The 17825-nt window shown below is 71.1% G+C and carries 17 protein-coding genes; 10 read left to right on the forward strand and 7 right to left on the reverse strand.

The features are described 5' to 3' along the window. Positions 1–93 precede the first annotated feature (93 nt). Positions 94–1227 (forward strand): hypothetical protein, encoded by a 1134-nt coding sequence (locus Psi01_RS06220; protein ID WP_239127166.1) that lies wholly within the window; start codon positions 94–96, stop codon positions 1225–1227. Positions 1228–1245: 18 nt separating this feature from the next. Here the strand turns inward: Psi01_RS06220 and Psi01_RS06225 are convergent, their stop codons facing one another. The 4 genes from Psi01_RS06225 to Psi01_RS06240 all read right to left on the reverse strand — a co-directional run bounded on the left by Psi01_RS06225 (position 1246) and on the right by Psi01_RS06240 (position 4360). Next, entirely contained in the window at positions 1246–2277 is a 1032-nt protein-coding gene (locus Psi01_RS06225; protein WP_204062970.1) for a CopD family protein, read from the reverse strand. After that, positions 2274–2855 (reverse strand): copper resistance CopC family protein, encoded by a 582-nt coding sequence (locus tag Psi01_RS06230; protein ID WP_239127168.1) that lies wholly within the window; start codon positions 2853–2855, stop codon positions 2274–2276. Before Psi01_RS06230 ends, Psi01_RS06225 begins: the two co-directional genes overlap by 4 nt. A 204-nt stretch (positions 2856–3059) precedes the next feature. Then, on the reverse strand, positions 3060–3269 hold the full coding sequence (locus tag Psi01_RS06235) for a hypothetical protein (protein ID WP_204062972.1): 210 nt from the start codon (positions 3267–3269) through the stop codon (positions 3060–3062). A 77-nt stretch (positions 3270–3346) separates the two neighbouring features. Next, the gene (locus Psi01_RS06240) at positions 3347–4360 is read right to left on the reverse strand and encodes a LacI family DNA-binding transcriptional regulator (protein ID WP_204062973.1); all 1014 of its coding nucleotides are present in this window, start codon (positions 4358–4360) and stop codon (positions 3347–3349) included. A gap of 175 nt (positions 4361–4535) precedes the next feature. On the opposite strand from Psi01_RS06240, the gene Psi01_RS06245 reads away from it, so the two are divergent. The 4 genes from Psi01_RS06245 to Psi01_RS06260 all read left to right on the forward strand — a co-directional run bounded on the left by Psi01_RS06245 (position 4536) and on the right by Psi01_RS06260 (position 9137). Further along, positions 4536–5816, forward strand: a complete 1281-nt coding sequence (locus tag Psi01_RS06245) for an extracellular solute-binding protein (RefSeq protein WP_204062974.1) — start codon at positions 4536–4538, stop codon at positions 5814–5816. 75 nt (positions 5817–5891) lie between these two features. Continuing rightward, entirely contained in the window at positions 5892–6896 is a 1005-nt protein-coding gene (locus Psi01_RS06250) for a carbohydrate ABC transporter permease (protein ID WP_204062975.1), read from the forward strand. Beyond that, complete coding sequence (locus Psi01_RS06255) at positions 6893–7744, forward strand: carbohydrate ABC transporter permease (RefSeq protein ID WP_204062976.1); 852 nt, start codon at positions 6893–6895, stop codon at positions 7742–7744. Before Psi01_RS06250 ends, Psi01_RS06255 begins: the two co-directional genes overlap by 4 nt. A gap of 4 nt (positions 7745–7748) precedes the next feature. Then, a complete protein-coding gene (locus Psi01_RS06260) occupies positions 7749–9137 on the forward strand; it encodes a glycoside hydrolase family 5 protein (protein ID WP_239127170.1) in 1389 nt (462 codons plus the stop codon). Between the two features lie 168 nt (positions 9138–9305). Here Psi01_RS06260 and Psi01_RS06265 read toward each other — a convergent pair whose 3' ends face one another. Together Psi01_RS06265 and Psi01_RS06270 are read right to left on the reverse strand one after the other, a co-directional pair. Further along, positions 9306–10142: an SDR family oxidoreductase gene (locus Psi01_RS06265; RefSeq protein WP_204062977.1), complete on the reverse strand. Its 837-nt coding sequence runs from the start codon at positions 10140–10142 to the stop codon at positions 9306–9308. Next, positions 10139–11131, reverse strand: coding sequence for an AurF N-oxygenase family protein (locus tag Psi01_RS06270; protein ID WP_204062978.1), 993 nt, complete (start codon positions 11129–11131; stop codon positions 10139–10141). Before Psi01_RS06270 ends, Psi01_RS06265 begins: the two co-directional genes overlap by 4 nt. Before the next feature lie 276 nt (positions 11132–11407). Between Psi01_RS06270 and Psi01_RS06275 the strand changes: the two genes are divergently transcribed. After that, a complete protein-coding gene (locus Psi01_RS06275) occupies positions 11408–12340 on the forward strand; it encodes a DMT family transporter (RefSeq protein ID WP_204062979.1) in 933 nt (310 codons plus the stop codon). A gap of 101 nt (positions 12341–12441) precedes the next feature. On the opposite strand, the gene Psi01_RS06280 is transcribed toward Psi01_RS06275, so the two are convergent. Continuing rightward, positions 12442–13485 (reverse strand): sensor histidine kinase, encoded by a 1044-nt coding sequence (locus Psi01_RS06280; RefSeq protein ID WP_239127172.1) that lies wholly within the window; start codon positions 13483–13485, stop codon positions 12442–12444. A gap of 171 nt (positions 13486–13656) precedes the next feature. Here Psi01_RS06280 and Psi01_RS06285 point away from each other — a divergent pair, with 171 nt between their 5' ends. From Psi01_RS06285 to Psi01_RS06300, 4 genes are all read left to right on the forward strand, one after another. Continuing rightward, a complete protein-coding gene (locus tag Psi01_RS06285; RefSeq protein WP_204062980.1) occupies positions 13657–14856 on the forward strand; it encodes an acyl-CoA dehydrogenase family protein in 1200 nt (399 codons plus the stop codon). A gap of 106 nt (positions 14857–14962) precedes the next feature. Continuing rightward, positions 14963–15940, forward strand: coding sequence for an acyl-CoA dehydrogenase family protein (locus tag Psi01_RS06290; protein WP_204062981.1), 978 nt, complete (start codon positions 14963–14965; stop codon positions 15938–15940). 18 nt (positions 15941–15958) lie between these two features. Continuing rightward, positions 15959–17422, forward strand: a complete 1464-nt coding sequence (locus Psi01_RS06295; RefSeq protein ID WP_204062982.1) for an AMP-binding protein — start codon at positions 15959–15961, stop codon at positions 17420–17422. Positions 17423–17495: 73 nt separating this feature from the next. After that, on the forward strand, positions 17496–17807 hold the full coding sequence (locus Psi01_RS06300) for a helix-turn-helix domain-containing protein (RefSeq protein WP_204062983.1): 312 nt from the start codon (positions 17496–17498) through the stop codon (positions 17805–17807). Positions 17808–17825 lie beyond the last annotated feature (18 nt).

Genomic DNA, 17825 nt, shown 5'->3' on the forward strand with positions numbered 1-17825 from the left:
TTGATGATTATCCGGGCACATGGAGGGGTTATCCCTGATTGCGGTCTTCGTGAAGGCCAGGCATCATTTCGACGCGTGAAGTCAGCAGCAAGCTTGCGAAGAAGAGCCGGCTCGGTCGCCGAGTGGGCGCTGCCCTACTGGACCCGCGGGGAGGCCGGCAGGGAGACCCCCGAGGACCTGTTCAAGGTCCTGTACCTCGGATGGCTGGTCGCCTTCTCCCTCAAGGTTCTGGGAGCGTCCTGGGACGTCTCCTGGCACTTCAAGTGGCTGCGCGACGACCTGGCCCCGCCGCACATGCTCAACAGCGTCGGCACGGTCATCGTGGTCGCCCTGACCATCATCCACGTCTACACCGGCTACGGCGTCGACAAGACGGCGCAGCGCCTCATCCAGTGGGGCACCGCGACCTTCCTGATCGCCGTGCCGCTGGACCTGATCAACCACCGGGTCAACGGGCTCGACATCACGTCGTGGAGCCCGTCGCACATGCTGCTGTACATCGGCACGTTCTTCATGATCTGCGGCGTCATCCGCGGCTGGTTCATGGGGGCCCCGCCCGGCCGCATGCGCACGCTCGTCCTCGGCGGGCTGTTCGTGTTCATGTTCGAGAACGTCTGGTTCCCGGCCCAGCACCAGGAGTACGGCGTCTTCGGCATCCGGGCGTGGGACGCCGGCAAGCCGGAGGCCGAGCCGATCCTGCTGCAGTTCGCCGCCGACCAGATGGGCCGCCCGATCGACCGCGAGATGGTGGTCAACTTCTCGCTGCCGGTGCCCGACCAGGTCTACCCGCTCTACGGCGCGATGGCGGCGATGATCGTCCTCGTCTTCGCCCACGCGATGATCGGCAGGAGGTTCGCCGCCACCGCCGTGGCCGCCACCTACGTCGTCTACCGCACGCTGATCTGGCCGCTGCTGGCGGTCGCCGACTTCCCGCGTTCGGCGGTCCCGGTCTTCCTGATCGCCGGGGCGCTCGCGATCGACCTGGCGTTCCTGATCCGCCACCCCGTGGTCCGGGCGCTCGCCGGCTCCGTCGTCGTCACCCTCGTGGTGGACCAGGTCCTGCGCCTGCAGAACGCGTGGCTGGCCTCCCCGCCGCTGATCAGCCCGATGACGATGGCGCTCGGCGGGGCCGGGCTCGCCGTCCTGTGGCTGGCCGGCGAGTGGTTCCTGACCCGCTACCGGCTCCGGGCCCAGGCCGGAGAGACCGTCCCGGCCGTCCCGGCCTGAGCCGGCGGGGCTCAGACCTCAGGTGATGGAGGCGGTGGTCAGCGCCACCGCCACGCCGTAGGCCAGCCCCATCACGGTGACCTCGGCCGCCGCCCAGGCGGCCACGGCCGTCCCCTCCCGCCGCCGGATCGGCGGCAGGAGGCGGAAGCGGATGTGCGCGGCCAGCGGGATCAGCAGGCCGACGAGCGCCGTCTTGGCCAGCACCAGCACGCCGTACTCGTTCGTCAGCAGCGCGCCGGGCAGCTCGACCCCCGGGGTCAGGGCCATGGTGGCCAGGCCGTTCACCAGCCCGGAGACGCTGACCAGGACCAGAGCGAGGGTGGCCAGCCGGGAGAACTTCGGCAGCGTCCGGGCCAGCAGCTCCCGGTCCCGGGCGACCAGCAGGGCGATCACCGCCAGCCCGCCGGTCCACGCCGCGGAGCCGATCACGTGCAGCTCCATCGAGACCATGATCGGATCGTGCCAGACGGATTCCACCGCGTGGCCGGTGACGGGGATCGGCAGCAGGCCGAACACGGCGATGACGATCCGCAGCTCGGCCGGGACCTTCTCGCCGAAGCGCACCGCCAGCAGCCCGATCCCGGCGTAGGCCAGCGCGCAGGCGGCGCTGAACAGCATGCCCTGGCCCGCGCCGACGGTGTCGACGTACCCGGCGATCATCGCGGGGGTGGGGATCGACCCCGGGTGCAGCTCGGCGGTCTGGAAGACGATGACGACCAGCGCCAGCAGCGCCCAGGCCCAGGCGAAGGAGACGGCCAGCGGCCGGGCCCGGCGCATCACCGGCTCGGTGCGATCGGGGTCGTCGAAGCCGAGCAGCTTGGGCAGCAGGCTCAGCCCGACCACCGCCACCGCCGCCAGATCCAGCAGCACCCGCAGCACCGGCAGGCCGTACTCCACCAGCGGGCCGGGCAGCGCGATCCCGGGCACCGCCTCCTCGGCGGTGAGCGCGGTCGCGACCAGGACGGCGAGCACCGCTCCCGAGACGAGGCCGCCGACCACCAGCCGGCCCACCGCGCCCGACTCCGGGACGCGTTCCGTGGTCGCGGTCATCGGGCCTCCTCCCGCTCCCGGGTACGGCGCATCGCCACGACGGTGGCCCCGCCCAGGACCACCAGGGCTCCGGCGATCCACAGCACGGCCATCCCGGCGCCGCCGTTCTGCGCGGCCTCGGCCGCCTGCGCGCTCAGGTCGGTGGCGGCCGGGGCCTCCGCGGTGGCGGAGGGGACCGCGACCTCCTGCGAGGCGGCCGGGGTCGGCTCCGCGGCGGCCTGCGTGCCCGGGGCGGTCAGGGTGAAGGTCAGCTTGTCGGCCACCGGGTGCCCGTCGGAGGACAGGATGCGGTAGCCCACGACGTACTCCCCGGCCGGGCCGAGCGGCTTGAGGGCCACGCTGGCCTCGGCGTCGTCGACCGCCGTCGCGCCCTCCTCCCAGCGCTTCCCGTCCGGGCCGGTCACGCTGATCTGCGCGAAGCCCTGCCGGACCGTCTGGTCGAAGGTCAGGGTGATCCGCTGCGGTGCGGTGGCGAGCCGGGCGCCGTCGTCGGGGTCGCTGTCGATCAGCACGTTGTGGGCCCGTGCCGGGCCGGCCACGCCGAGCAGCGCGGTGCAGGCCAGCAGCAGAACCGTCAATAACCGCCTCACCGGGTGAGGCGTTCCTTTTTGCGTCCTCATAGCCCGACCATGTTCCCATCACGGCCGTTCGGCACGGCAACCGCGGGCCGTGCCGGGGGGAGTGCGCGCCTGCGCGGGGGGAGTGCGCGCCTGCGCAGGCGCGACCGCCCGGTGTCCTGACCGGCCCCCGCTCGGTCACGGCCCGGGCGGTCGCGCCCCGGCTCAGGCCTGCCGGTTGGCCGACATGCGCTTCTCGTGACGCACGGGCGTGGACTGCCCGGCCCCGCGCCCGGCGGAGGCCCCCCGGCCGCCCGCGCCCTTCTCCTGGCGCAGCTGGGCGGAGGTCACCGGACCCGGCCCCTTGCGCACGGGCGTCCCCTGCTCGCGCTGCTGCTGGTGCTGTGCCTTCGTCTGGCGTGATTTCGAACTCATCAAGCCCCCCGATAGGTATCTCACTTAAAGGGGCTTATGTCCGTTTCATGGAAAGGGAAACATGCAAGCGGGGCAGGTCAGGACCGGGGCGGCGCGGTGCTGTCCCGGACGATGAGCTCGGTGGCCAGCTCCACCCGCCTGGTCTCCGGCGGCTCGCCCCGGCCCATGCCCAGCACGGTCCGGGTGGCCAGGGCGGCCATCTCCTGGAGCGGCTGGCGGACGGTGGTGAGGGGCGGCCAGGCCGAGCGCGACAGCGGGAGGTCGTCGAAGCCGACCACGGACAGGTCCTCGGGGACGCGCATCCCGCGCTGGCGGGCCGCCTCGAAGACGCCGAAGGCCTGCAGGTCGCTCCCGGCGAAGATCGCGGTGGGCGGGTCGTCGAGGGAGAGCAGGGCGTGGCCGTGGTCGTGCCCGGAGTCGACCAGGAAGGTGCCGCGGCGGATCAGCTCGGGCTCCACCTGGAGCCCGGCGGTCTCCAGCGCCGCCCGGTAGCCGTCGATCCTGGCCTGGCTGCAGAGCATGTCGGCGGGCCCGCTGATCATGCCGATGCGCCGGTGGCCGAGCTCCAGCAGGTGCCGGGTGGCCGCCAGGCCGCCGTGCCAGTTGGTCGCGCCGACCGAGACCACGCCGGGGGCGGGCTCGCCCTCGGGGTCGACCACCGCGAACGCCAGGGACCGGGCGCTGAGCTGGGCCTGCACCACGGACGAGAGCTTGGAGGCGACTATCACCACGCCGTCGGTGCGGCGGGCGGCGAGCCGTTCGAGCCAGTCGCGGCCCGGACCCGCGTGGGTGTGCAGCACGGATATGACGACGCTGGCGCCCGCTTCGTGGGCCGCGTCCTCGGCGCCGCGGACGATCTCCATGGCCCACGGGCTCTCGATCTCGGCGAAGACCAGGTCGACCAGGCCGGCGGGCCCCTCGTCCTGGCTGACGCGCCGCTGGTAGCCGTGCTTGTGCAGCAGCCGCTCGATGCGGTGACGAGTGTCGGGGGCCACCTCGGGCCTACCGTTGATGACCTTGGAGACCGTGGGGACCGAGACCCCGGCCTCTTCCGCGATCTGGGCGATGGTGACCCGCCTCTTGGTGGACATGCGAGGAAGTGTAGCCGAAAGTTTTCGGAATCTATGCCCCCAAGGTGGACTGATGTATCCGTAGTCTCGCCACGGGGTCTATTGACGCGTAACGCGCTTTTTACCTAAGCTTCGGGCACGAAATATTCGGGGGGTAACCGAAACTTTCAACGCGGCGCGGAAAGGATTGACGGCGATGTCACTGCGTCGGCGCGGTGTGGTGGTAGTAGCGGCCTCGGTTCTCCTCCTCGGAGGGTGCAGCAGCGGGTCGGACGGCGCAGGCCCGGCCCCGTCCGCTGGAGGCAAGGTCACCATTGACTGGTGGCACATCGGCACCACTGAGCCCAACAAGACGATTTACGACGGATGGGTCAAGGCCTATCAGGCCAAGAACCCCAATGTCACCATCAAGGTGACGGCTCTTGAGAATGACGCCTTCAAGTCCAAGATGGCCACGGTCACCACGGCGGCCAGCGCTCCGGACATCTTCTCCACCTGGGGCGGCGGCGTGCTCAAGCAGCAGCTCGACGCCGAGATCGTCAAGGACCTCGGAGACCCGAAGGCGATTGCGGACTTCACCTCGGCGGCGCTGGCCGCCTACCAGATCGACGGCAAGACCTACGGCGTCCCGATCGACGTCGGCATGGTGGGCTTCTGGTACAACAAGAAGCTCTTCGAGAAGGCCGGAGTCTCCGAGCCGCCCACCACCTGGGCGGGCTTCATCGACACGGTCAAGAAGCTCAAGGCGGCGGGCGTCACCCCCATCGCGCTGGCGGGCAAGGAGAAGTGGCCCGGCCACTACTACTGGACCTACCTCGCCATGCGCATCGGCGGACTCGACGCGCTCAAGCAGGCGGCGACCACCCACGACTTCACCGGGCCCGACTTCGTCGCCGCGGGTCAGAAGCTCAAGGAGCTCTCCGACCTGGACCCCTATCAGAAGGGCTTCCTCAACGCGGCCTACAGCTCGCCCGACGGGCAGGCCGCCTCGGTGGGCAGCGGCAAGGCGGCGATGGAGCTGATGGGTCAGTGGGCCCCGGCCGTGCAGAAGGACGCCGGCGGCGGCATCGGCGAGGACCTCGGCTTCTTCCCCTTCCCCTCGGTCGAGGGCGGCAAGGGCACGGCCACCGAGGCGCTCGGCGGCGGCAACGGCTTCGCGGTCAGCGCGGACGCTCCGGCCGAGGCCGTCGACTTCCTGAAGTTCATCACCCAGATGGACAACCAGAAGCAGTTCGTGGAGTCCGGCGCCGGACTGCCCGCCGTGAAGGGCGCCGAGGAGGCCATCAAGGACGCCAACCTCAAGACCGTGGCCGGCACGCTGGCCGGGGCGACCGGCTTCCAGCTCTATCTGGACCAGGCCTACCCGCCGGCGGTCGGGCAGGAGATCAACGACAGCGTGGCGGGACTCATCGCGGGCTCCAAGACACCCGAGCAGGTCGCCAGCAGCATCACCGAGACGGCCAAGGCCGAAGGGTAGCGGCGGCGGCATCCGCAGAAGCGACGGGCGGGCCGGACCGGCCCGCCCGTTCCACCCCCATCTGGAGCAATGCACATGACACATCCCGCGCTGACGGAAAGGCCGGAGAAGCGGCCGCGGGCCGCGGCCCCGCCCGCGCGCGGCCTGCCTCCCGCCGCGATACGGCGCCGCCGGCGCCTCAAGGGCCTGGCGACCGTCGCCCTGTTCGTCCTCCCCGCCCTCGTGCTGTACGGCCTGCTGGTGCTGGCCCCCATCGCGATCGCCGCCTACACCAGCATGTTCCGGTGGAACGGCCTGGGCGGATGGCCCGAGGACTTCATCGGCTTCGACAACTTCACCCGGTTGTTCGCCAGCGACGTCTTCCACGGCGACCTGCGCAACGGCCTGCTCATCGTCGTCCTGTCCCTGGTGATCCAGCTGCCGCTCGCGCTGGGCCTGGCGCTCCTGCTCAACCAGCGGATGCGCGGCAGGGCGGTCTACCGGCTGCTGTTCTTCGCGCCCTACGTCCTGTCCGAAGTGATCACCGGTGTGCTGTTCTCGCTGATCCTGTCGCCGGAGATCGGTCTGGCCAACCAGATCCTGCGCGCGGTGGGCCTGGAGGAGCTGGAGCGCGCCTGGCTGGCCGATCCCACGACGGTCATGCCGGCCCTGTTCGCCGTCATGACCTGGAAGTACTTCGGCTTCTACATGATCCTGTTCCTGGCCGGGCGGCAGGGCATCCCCAGGGAGCTCGGCGAGGCCGCCTCCATCGACGGGGCCGGCACCTGGCAGCAGTTCCGGCACGTCACGCTGCCGCTGCTCGGCCCCACCATCCGCATCGCCGCCTTCCTGTCCGTCATCGGCACGATCCAGCTCTTCGACCTGGTCTGGGTGCTCACCGGCGGAGGGCCCGACCACGCCTCCGAGACGATGGCCGTGACCATGTTCCAGTTCGGCTTCAAGCGCACCCAGATCGGCTACGCCAGCGCGATCAGCGTGGTGATGTTCGTCCTCAGCATGATCTTCGCGCTCGCCTACCTGCGCTTCGTCATGCGGCGTGACACCCAGGGCGCCGTCACGACGATGGGAGACCACCGATGAGCAGCAGCCGCCGCCGTCCCGCCGGGCCGTCGCGCGCCCGGGGGATCTCCCTGCACATGCTGGCCGGGACCCTGGCCCTGTTCGTCCTCATCCCTCTCCTGTTCGGCCTGATCGGCGGGTTCAAGGACAACGCCCAGCTCTCCTCCAACCCCTTCGGGCTGCCCGCGCCGTGGCACCCGGAGAACTACACCGAGGTGCTCGCCTCGGCCTCCTTCTGGCGGCAGGTCGGCAACAGCGTCCTGATCGCGCTGAGCACCACCGTGCTCGTCGTGGCCCTGTCGGCGATGGCCGCGTTCGCGTTCGCGCGCTTCGCGTTCCGGGGCCGGGAGGTGCTGTTCACGATCTTCACGGCCGGGCTGATGTTCCCCTTCGCGGTGGCGATCCTGCCGCTGTTCGTCCTGATGCGTACCTTCGGGCTCCTGGACAACCCGCTCGGGGTGATCCTGGTCCAGGCCGCGTTCGGCCTGCCGATGACGATCATCATCCTGCGCGGCTTCTTCGCCGGGATCCCGCGTGAGGTGGAGGAGGCCGCCGTCATCGACGGCTGCACGCCGTTCGGCGTCTTCTGGCGGGTCCTGCTGCCGATGGCCCGGCCCGCCCTCGCCACCGTCTCGGTGCTGGCGATCGTGGCCAGCTGGAACAACTTCTTCCTGCCGCTTGCGGTGTTCAACAACCCGGACTGGTGGACCATCCCGCTGGGCGTCCAGCAGTTCCAGGGCCAGTACTCCACCGATATCGCCCGAACCCTCGCCTACGTCGTCTTGGCCATGGTGCCCGCGCTGGCCTTCTACGCGGTCGCCGAACGCCACCTGATCAGCGGGCTGACCGCTGGAGCTACGAAGGGATGAACGCGTGACCCTGCATGTGTCCGGAAACCACCTCGTCGCCGCCGACGGTACCCCCGTACGGCTGCGCGGAGTGGGCCTCGGGGGCTGGATGAACATGGAGAACTTCATCACCGGTTACCCCGCGAACGAGTCGGCGATGCGCGAGGCCGTGGCGGAGGCGATCGGGGAGGAGCGCGCGGAGCTGTTCTTCGACCGGCTGCTGACGTCGTTCTTCGACGAGTCCGACGCGGCCCTGCTGAGCGGGATCGGCATGAACTGCGTGCGGATCCCGGTCAACTACCACCACTTCGAGTCCGACGACCGTCCCTTCGAGCTCATCGAGCACGGCTTCCGCCACCTGGACCGGGTGATCGACCTGCTCGGCCGGCACGGCATCTACAGCGTGATCGACCTGCACGCGCTGCCCGGGTCGCAGAACCAGCACTGGCACTCCGACAACCCCACGCACGTGGCCTCCTTCTGGCGGCACCGCCACTTCCAGGACCGGGTGATCCACCTGTGGGAGGCGATGGCCGACCGCTACAAGGACAACCCCTGGGTGGCCGGGTACAACCCGGTCAACGAGCCCGGCGACCCCTCCGGACGCGTGGTCGGCCCGTTCTACGACCGGCTGGTCAAGGCGGTGCGCGCCGCCGACCCGAACCACGTGCTCTTCCTCGACGGCAACACCTACTCCACCGACTTCTCGGTGTTCCGCGAGGTCTACGAGAACACCGTCTTCGTCTGCCACGACTACGCGCTGGCCGGCTTCGCGCACGGAGGGCCGTACCCCGGCCACACCCGGGGCGAGTGGGTGGACCGCGAGCAGCTGGAGCGGACCTTCGAGCGCCGCACCGTCTTCCAGCGCCAGACCGGCACGCCGCTGTGGGTGGGGGAGTTCGGCCCGGTCTACACCGGCGACCCGGCGATCGACGGGCAGCGCTACCAGATCCTCCGCGACCAGCTGGAGATCTACGACCAGCACGGGGCGGGCTGGTCGTTGTGGACCTACAAGGACGTCGGCCTCCAGGGCCTGGTGACCGCGGACCCGGCCGGGCCGTACATGCGGCGCTTCGGATCGTTCATCGCCAAGAAGACGCGCCTGGGCGCCGACCGGTGGGGCTCCACCATGGAGGAGTCGGCCGACATCCTCACGCCGCTGCACCAGCTGATGGAGGCCGAGTTCCCCGAGTGGGACCCCTACCCGTGGGGCGCCCGCTACCAGACCGACGACCTGATCCGGCACATCCTCATCGCGCAGGCGCTGCTGCCCGAGTACGCGGCCCTGCTGAAGGGGCTGACGGACGAGGAACTGCTCGCGCTGGCCGACTCCTTCGCGCTGTCGGCCTGCGCGCGCCGCGAACCCCTGATCGAGCTGCTCGCCGGGAACCTGGGAGCCTCCGGAGAGCACTGAGAGAAGGGGAGGGACGGCCGTCCGGGAGGCAACCCGACATGGACTCCCGGACGGCCGTACACCGCCCCCGGCGCGGGGGCGTCCGGTCGCGCGGCCCGGTCCGGCCGCGCGGAGTGTGCAGCCGCACGACGTTCTCAGCCGCGCGGGGTGATCAGCCGCGCGGGGTGATCAGCCGCGCAGGCGCCGTACGGCGAGCGCGGCCACCCGGACCGCCGCCGCGGGCGAGAGCCGTACCCCGCGCCAGGCCATCCGCCCCGAGGCCGGGGCCACGATGAGCGCCTTGTCGCGTGCGACGCCCCGCATGATGTCCTCGGCGAGGGAGTCGACGGAGTAGAGCCGTCCCATGGTCCGGGTCGCCGACTCGCGGGCGGCGGCCCCGGTCGCGGTCTGCGGCAGCCCGGGGTTGGCGTGGTCTAGCAGCGGGGTGTCGGTGAAGCCGGGGCAGACCACGCTCACCCGCACGCCGTGCGCCCGCGCCTCGGCCCGCAGCGCGAGCGAGAGGCCGACCACCGCGTGCTTGGTCGCGGTGTAGGGCAGCATCAGCGGGGCGGGCGTCAGCCCGGCCAGCGAGGCGGTGTTCACGATGTGGCCGCGGCCCTGCTCGATCATGACCGGGTAGGCGGCGTGCACGCCGTGCACCACACCGCGCAGGTTCACGTCGATCGTGCGGTCCCAGTGGTCGAGGGTGAGCTCGTCGGCTGTGCCGCCGACCGCGATCCCCGCGTTGTTGAACAGGAAGTCCAGCCGCCCGTGCTCGCGCCTGACCTCGGTGACGAGGTCGCGTACGGCCTGCGCGTCGGTGACGTCGAGCGCGGCGCTCCGGCAGCCGAACTCCTTGGCCGTGCGCTCGGCCCCCGCCGCGTCGAGGTCGGCGGCCACCACGTGCACGCCGCGCCGGGCGAGCTCGCGGCACAGGGCCCGGCCGATGCCGGAGGCGCCTCCCGTCACGATCGCCGTCCTGGGCCGGGCCGCACCGCCGGATGATCTGTTGGATGTCGTGCTCACCGTGCCGCTTTCCTCGCCGGGGGCTCGTCGTAGATGCCCATGATCTTCCAGATCCTGCGCTGGAGCGCGTTCATCATGCCCAGTTCGGCGCAGAGCTCACGGGTCTTGCCCACCGAGTCGCGGATCTGCGCGGCGGCCTCGGGGTTGTCGGTGTAGACGTCCCTGACCACCTGCTCCGGGATGCGGAACGCCCTGATCATGGGTCCGGGGGGCGAGAGCATGATCCGGGCCATGATGCCCAGCACCACCGGGGAGACGACCCCCAGCATGAAGCGGCGGTAGCGCGGCATGCGCGGGACCCGGCGGCGCAGATAGTGCCGGGCGAAGGAGATGTGCCTGGCCTCCTCGGCGATGTGGATGCGCATGATGGTCTCCTCGAGCGGGTGCTTGATCTGACCTTCCCGGAGGGTCTTGCGCTGCACGTGGTCGATCGGGTCCTCGCCGCCGAGCACGAAGATGAAGAACAGCTCGGTGGAGATCAGCGGGATCCACGGGGCGACCTGGGCGAGCACGCTGAGCGGCCCGGGCATGCCCCTGATCGGGAGCTTCGTACGGTTGACGAACTCCTGGAACATCATCCCGTGATGCCCCTCTTCGATGGTCTCGTGGTAGACGTAGCGGAACTCGGGTGAGCCGTTCGGCAGCCGGTAGGCGTAGTTCAGCAGGCCGCGCTTGAGCAGGTTCTCGAACTGCAGGCCGATCTTCATCGCGGTCGCCACCCGCCACAGCCCGATCTTCGCCCGCACCTCGGGCGGCTGGGCCCGGTACCACGGGTGGCCGCCCAGCTTGTCGACCGCGGGCAGTTCCCAGCGCGGGTCGTCCTGGCGGACCAGGAAGTCCGGGTCGTCCCAGGGGATGTCGACGTAGGGCTCCCAGTGCTTGTCGACCGAGGCCTTCGACAGGCGCTCGATGACCGCCTCGTAGGCGCGCCTCTCCACGACCGTCTGGTCGTTCTCCCTGTCCGCGGTGGTGTTCGGAGCCGGTGTCATCACTGCACTCCCATCGGATGTCCTGGCCCTAATTGTACGGAGAATCCAATAGTGCGGGAAGTCCTCTCCCGGGTGTGAGGTAGGTCACGTTCTGTGGAGACGTGGGCTTCTCTCGAGCTCTTTGGGGTGTGAGGGATCTGCTGTCGGAGTGGGCTCCTTACCTCAGGGTTGTATACAGGCCACTCCCGAGCTGTTCGGCTAGCTCCGGCTTCCCTCAGGTGATGCGAGTCTTCCCTTATGACAGCGGTGACCGCTCCCCGGCCCCTGGTGGGAGTCGTGCTTCTGTTATTCGTCAGCGCCGCCTGGGGGTCGGCCTTCCCGCTGATGAAAGACCTCATCCACCGCATGCCGGTGGCCGACCTGCTGGCCGAGCGCTACGGGCTCGCCACGCTGGTCCTGCTTCTGTTGCGTCCGAACTGCCTGCGGGGGTTGCGGGAGAACACCTGGCTCACCGGGATCCTGCTCGGTCTGCTGTTCGGGGTGGGGCAGACCGCCCAGGCCGTGGCGCTGCACGATCTGCCGTCGTCGGTCTCGGGATTCACCGTCGGCTCCTACGTGGTGATCACCCCGGTCCTGGGTCTGGTCCTGCTGGGCGTCCGGCTGCCGTCGCGGACCTGGGCGGCGGTGGCCCTGGCGATGGCCGCGATGACGGCCTTCACGCTCCTGCGGGGGACCGAGGGCGCGGACATCTCCCTGCCCGCGCTGGCCATCACCCTGCTGTCGGCGGTGCTGTACGCCGGGCACACCCTGGTGCTCGGCGGCTTCGAGCGGGCGCGGCAGGAGGGGTACGCGGTCGCCGTGATCCAGCTCGGCGTCATCGCCCTGATGACGGGTCTCCTGGCCGCCCCGGACGGCATCACCCTGCCCTCGACCACCGTCGACTGGGCCATCCTCGGCCATCTGTCGGTCGTGGCCTGCGCCCTGGGCTTCCTGGCCCGCTCGTTCGGCCAGGCCCACGTCCGGCCGGTCCCGGCGGCGGTCATCCTGTCGGCCCAGCCGCTGTGGGTGACGGCCCTGGCCGTCATGGTGTACGGCGAGGCGCTGACCTGGACCGTCTTCCTCGGCGGAGGGCTGATCGCCGCCGCGATGCTGCTGGTGGTCCTGCCCGGCAGACGCCCGGGTGAGGGAGGGGCCCGCAGGGGAGGAGCCCACCGGCGCGTGCGGAGGAAACCCTGGCGGAGGATGTGCGAGGAGCCCAGCGGAGCGTGAGGGACACTCCGCACCGGCGGAGCGCGGGGTGAGGGGAGCCGGGGGGAATCGAGGGGAACGGGGACGGCCGGCGGGCGGGGGAGACGGGGAACGGGGACGGCTCAGAGGGCCACGGGCAGCCGCAGGACGAAGCGCGCGCCCCGGGGGCTGTCCTCCACGACGAGGCTCCCGCCGTGGGCCTCGGCGATCTCCCTGGCGATGGGCAGGCCCAGCCCGGTCCCTCCGGCGTCGCGGGCGCGGGCGGCGTCCAGCCGGACGAAGCGGCGGAAGACCGCCTCGCGCTGGGCGGGGTCGATCCCGGCGCCGTCGTCGAGCACCTCCAGCACGGCCGTGCCGTCGTGCTCGCGCACGCTCACCGTGACGGCGGACACGGCGTGCCGCTCGGCGTTGTCCACCAGGTTGGTCAGCAGCCGCGCGAGCCGGAGCGGGTCGCCGACCACCAGCACGTCGGGCTCCACCTCCCGCACCACCTTCACCCGGCGCCCGCGGCGGTCCAGCTCACCCCGCGCCAGCTCGCCCAGGTCGATGAGCTCCTTGGCCGCGGGCGTGCCGGCGTCGAGCCTGGCGAGCATCAGCAGGTCGGCGACGATCGCCTGGAGCCGGTCCAGGCTGGCGAGCATCGCGTGGGCCTTGGCCTCCCAGTCGACGCCCTCCGGATAGTGCAGCGCCTCCTCCACCTGGGTGCGCATGGCGGTCAGCGGGCTGCGCAGGTCGTGGGAGGCGTCGGCGGCGAACCTGCGCTGTTTCTCCACCGCCTCCTCCAGCCGGTTCAGGGTCTGGTTGATCGTCTCGGCCAGCTCCCTGATCTCGTCACGCGCCCGCGGCACCGGAACCCGTCGGCCGATGTCGGTCGCGGTGATCTCCGCGAGCTCGCTCGTGATCGAGTTCACCGGGATCAGCGCCCCGGTCACCGTCCGGTAGGCGCCGGCCCCCGCCAGCGCCGCGGTCAGCACGCATGTCCCGGCGAAGAAGCCGAACAGCCCCGGATGGACGTACCACGGGACCGGGTACGGATAGTGGGCCTCCGCGAGGTCGTGCAGGAAGAACATCGCGACGGCCGTGACGACGGCGTCGGACAGGGCGGCCGTGGTGGCGGCGATCAGCGTGAGCCGGGTCCGGACAGACCACGAGTGCCGTGTGGGCACGCCGATCTTCACCCCCCGGATCAGACGATCACCTCGGGCGGATTAATTGCCTTTTCCTGGCGATACATGGCCAATCAATGGCAAAGATCGCTTCTCCTTCCGGTGTAGAGCAATGCTCTGTACGGCTGATCGCTCGCTGGTTAAAGTAAGTGAGCGCTGATTGGAGCTGACATGGACCTTGAGGACTACCGGCAGCGGGCCAGGGCCTGGCTGGAGGCCAACGCGCCGGGGGACCGGGCCGAGGGCACCCCCGACGAGAACGGCGTGGCCGCGGCCAAGGCCTTCATGGCGAAGCTGTACGACGCCGGATACTCCGGGATCACCTGGCCGCAGCGGTGGGGCGGCCAGGGACTGACCCAGGCCGAGGAGCGCGCCTTCGCCGCGGAGGCCGCGCGCTTCACCCTGCCGACCTACGTGTTCTCCATCGGCCTGGGCATGTGCGGGCCGACCCTGGTGGATCTGGGCACCGACGAGCAGCGCGGCCGCTTCATCCGGCCGCTGCTGCGCGGCGAGGAGATCTGGTGCCAGCTGTTCTCCGAGCCGGGCGCCGGCAGCGACGTCGCGGCGCTGCAGACGCGGGCGACGGCCACCGACGGCGGCTGGGTGGTCGACGGGCAGAAGGTGTGGACCTCCGTCGCCCAGCACGCCGACCGGGGCCTGCTGCTGGCCCGCACCGACGTGGAGGTGCCCAAGCACAAGGGCCTGACGATGTTCGTCGTGGACATGCACGCCCCCGGCGTCACGGTACGGCCGCTGCGGGACATGACCGGCCGCGCCCACTTCAACGAGATCTTCTTCGACGGCGTGCACATCCCGGCGGAGAACGTGGTCGGCCGGGTCGGCGACGGCTGGAGCTGCGCCGTCACGACCCTGCTGCACGAGCGGCTGTCGATCTCCAGCGGAGTCGGCATGGGCGGCCAGAAGGACAACCCGGTCGCCTTCGAGGCGCTGCGCACGAGCGTGGACACCGGCGACCCCGTGGTCAGGGACCAGCTCGTCGAGCTCTACGTCCGCTCCCGCGCGCTGGCCCTGTTCAACCAGCGGCTCGCCCAGGAGACCAAGGCCGGGATCTTCCCCGGCGCCCGGGGCAGCGCCGCCAAGCTGCTGCTGGCCGAGCTGACCATGTTCCAGGCCGACCTGGCCACCTCGCTGGCCGGTCCCGAGGCCGTCGCCTACCCGGGAGAGGGCGGAGCCGGCGGCGGGCTGGCGAACGCGATCTCCCTGGCCCCCGCCATGGCCCTGGGCGGCGGCACCAACGAGATCATGCGCAACATTGTGGGCGAGCGGGTGCTGAACCTGCCGCCCGAACCCCGCACGGACAAGAACGTGCCGTTCAAGGACCTGAAGACGAGCGGGGGACTTCCCTCGTGATCCGGCAGACGACGACCCGGACGACCACCGGGCAGGCGGCCGCCGTACGGGCGGTCACCGGCCGGACGACCACTGGGCAGGCGACCACCGCGGAAGGGCGGCCCGCATGAAACTCGTGCTCACCACCGAGCAGCAGGAGCTGCGCCAGGCCGTCCGCGGCTTCCTCGCCGCCGCCTCGCCGCTGCCCGCCGTACGGGCCGCGATGGAGTCGGACGGCGGCCACGACCCGGACGTCTACCGGCGGCTCAACGGCGAGCTCGGCCTGTCCGGCCTGATCGTCCCCGAGGAGCACGGCGGCTCCGGGGCCGGTTACGCCGAGCTCGCGGTCGTGCTGGAGGAGACCGGCGCGGCGCTGCTGCCGGGGCCGTTCCTGGCCACGACGCTGGCCGCCATCCTGCTCAGGGAGGCGGGGGACAAGGAACTGCTGCCCGGGATCGCCGACGGGAGCACCGTCGCGACCGTCGTCCTGGACGGGAACCGGGCGCTCAACGGCGCCGAGGCCGACGTGGTGCTGTCGATCGACGGCGACCGGGTGCGGGCCCTGCGGGGCGGCGAGCGCACCCCGCTGACCACCCTGGACCCCACCCGCAGGCAGGCCCTGGTGGAGCCGGGCGGCGACGTCGTGGCCGCCTCCGCGGAGGGGATCGCGCGGGCCCGCGACCTGTTCGCGGTGGCCGTGGCGGCCGAGCAGCTGGGCGTGCTGCGGGCCTCGCTGGAGGCGATCGTGGCCTACGGCAAGGTCAGGGTCGCCTTCAACCGGTTCATCGGCTCCTACCAGGGGGTCAAGCACCGGCTCGCCGACATGCACTGCAAGCTGGAACAAGCGGAGTCGATCGTCCGGCACGCGGCCTGGGCCGCCGACGAGGCGCCGGACGAGCTGGCCGGGGCCGCCGCCCTCGCCCAGGCCTATGTGGGCCGGGCCTGCTTCGAAGTGGCCCGCGACAGCCTTCTGCTGCACGGCGGCATCGGCTTCACTTGGGAGCACGACGCGCATCTGTTCTACAAGCGGGCCAAGGCGGACGAGGTGCTCCTCGGCCCGCCGCGGATCCACCGGGCCCGTCTCGCCGACCTTCTGGAGCTGTAACACCGTACGAGGAGAACCATGGCCGACATCAGCGGGCTGCCCGGCTTCTACCGGATCGCGGAGGCCGATCCCGGACGCCGGGCGGTGATCGACACAGACGGCACGACGACGACGTACGGCGAGCTGCTCGCCAGGGTCAACCGGGTCTCGAACGGGTTGCGGGCCCGGGGCCTCGTCCAGGGGGACGTGGTCGCGGGCGTGCTGCGCAACGGGATCGACCAAGTGATCATGCTGATGGCCACCGGACAGGTCGGGCTGTACTACGTACCGATCAACTGGCACCTGACGCAGGCCGAGATCGACTACATCCTGACCGACTGCGACGCCGGGGTGGTGGTCACCCACGAGTCCGGAGGGGCCGAGGCCCTGGCCGAGGGGCAGCCCGACAGCGCCCCCGAGGACCGCTCGGGGGGCGGCGTCATGTGGTACACCTCGGGCACCACCGGCTTCCCCAAGGGCGTGCAGCGGCCGCTGCCGGGCGCCGAGCCGGAGGCGATCGTCCCCCTCTACACCTGGTTCCTGGGCGAGGTCTGCGACCTGCGGCCGGGCGACGAGGCGCACCTGGTGACCTCGCCGATGTACCACTCCTCCCCGTGCGCGCACACGATGTTCGCCATGCACCTGGGGCACACGCTGGTGATCGCGGAGAGGTTCGAGCCGGTCACCGTCCTGGAACTCGTCGACCGCTACCGGGTCACCAACGCCATGATGGTGCCCACGATGTTCCACCGGATGCTCCAGCTGCCGCCCGAGGTCCGTGACAGGTACGACGTGTCCTCGCTCAAGCAGGTGATCCACACGGGCGCGGCCTGCCCGGTGGCGGTCAAGAAGGGGATCATGGACTGGTGGGGCCCGGTCCTGTACGAGTACTACGGCTCCACCGAGTCGACGATCGCCTTCGCCGTCAAGCCCGAGGAGTGGCTGGAGCGCCCCGGCACGGTCGGCCGCCCGGTCCCGACCTTCGAGGCGAAGATCCTCGACGAGAACGGCGACGAGCTCCCACCGGGCGAGCCCGGGATGATCTACGTCAAGTCGAGCCTGGCCGGCTTCGAGTACCGCAAGGACCCGGGCAAGACGGCCGCCAGCATGCGGGGTGAGTGGTACGCCCCCGGCGACATCGGCTTCATGGACAAGGACGGCTATCTGTTCCTGTGCGACCGCCGTACCGACCTGATCATCTCCGGCGGGGTGAACATCTACCCCGCCGAGATCGAGGCGGCGCTGCTGGAGCACCCGGCCGTCGCCGACGTCGCCGTGATCGGCGTCCCCGACCCCGAGTGGGGCCACAACGTGGTCGCCCTCGTCCAGCCCGTCCCCGGTCCCCGCCCCTCGCCCGAGGAGCTCCTGGACCACCTCGGCCCGCGCATCGCCCGCTTCAAGCACCCCAAGGTCATCGAGTTCCGCGACGAACTGCCCCGCACCCCCACCGGCAAGCTCTCCCGCTCGAAGGTCCGGGAGGACTACCTGGCCACGCGGGGATAACCGCCCCCCCACGCGCCGGGGCCGCCGGGAATCCCCCCGCGCCCCGGCGGCCCCGGCTCACCCTTGCGTCTCGATGCGGAAGACGGGAGTCGCGCGAGAAGATCGGGAGGTCGAGCGGGACCGGCGGATGGCCGAGCCGGGGGCGGCTGAGGCCTACGAGGCCGTGCGCATCGCCTACGAACTGGGCAGGGCCGTCCGGGCGATGCGTGAGGGACGCGGCCGGAGCCAGAACGACCCGGCCCGGGAGTCCGGCATGACCCGGTCGGCGGTGGCCCGCTTCGAGGCCGGCGGCGCCGTTCCCACCCTGCCGGTGCCGGAGCGCCTGGCGCGCGCCCTGGACGCCGACCTCGAGGTCCGCCTGACGCCGCGAGCTCCGGCCGCCTGACAAGCACCCGGCACCCTT

This window comes from Paraplanobispora siamensis (assembly GCF_016863175.1).
Taxonomy (GTDB): Bacteria; Actinomycetota; Actinomycetes; order Streptosporangiales; family Streptosporangiaceae; genus Planobispora; species Planobispora siamensis.

Coding starts and splice junctions, on each gene's coding strand:
- Psi01_RS06290 (WP_204062981.1), top strand. CDS start 14,963: ATGAAACTCGTGCTCACCACCGAGCAGCAGGAGCTGCGCCAGGCCGTC.
- Psi01_RS06225 (WP_204062970.1), bottom strand. CDS start 2,277: ATGACCGCGACCACGGAACGCGTCCCGGAGTCGGGCGCGGTGGGCCGG.
- Psi01_RS06300 (WP_204062983.1), top strand. CDS start 17,496: ATGCGGAAGACGGGAGTCGCGCGAGAAGATCGGGAGGTCGAGCGGGAC.
- Psi01_RS06255 (WP_204062976.1), top strand. CDS start 6,893: ATGAGCAGCAGCCGCCGCCGTCCCGCCGGGCCGTCGCGCGCCCGGGGG.
- Psi01_RS06245 (WP_204062974.1), top strand. CDS start 4,536: ATGTCACTGCGTCGGCGCGGTGTGGTGGTAGTAGCGGCCTCGGTTCTC.
- Psi01_RS06270 (WP_204062978.1), bottom strand. CDS start 11,131: ATGACACCGGCTCCGAACACCACCGCGGACAGGGAGAACGACCAGACG.
- Psi01_RS06250 (WP_204062975.1), top strand. CDS start 5,892: ATGACACATCCCGCGCTGACGGAAAGGCCGGAGAAGCGGCCGCGGGCC.
- Psi01_RS06295 (WP_204062982.1), top strand. CDS start 15,959: ATGGCCGACATCAGCGGGCTGCCCGGCTTCTACCGGATCGCGGAGGCC.
- Psi01_RS06285 (WP_204062980.1), top strand. CDS start 13,657: ATGGACCTTGAGGACTACCGGCAGCGGGCCAGGGCCTGGCTGGAGGCC.
- Psi01_RS06235 (WP_204062972.1), bottom strand. CDS start 3,269: ATGAGTTCGAAATCACGCCAGACGAAGGCACAGCACCAGCAGCAGCGC.
- Psi01_RS06240 (WP_204062973.1), bottom strand. CDS start 4,360: ATGTCCACCAAGAGGCGGGTCACCATCGCCCAGATCGCGGAAGAGGCC.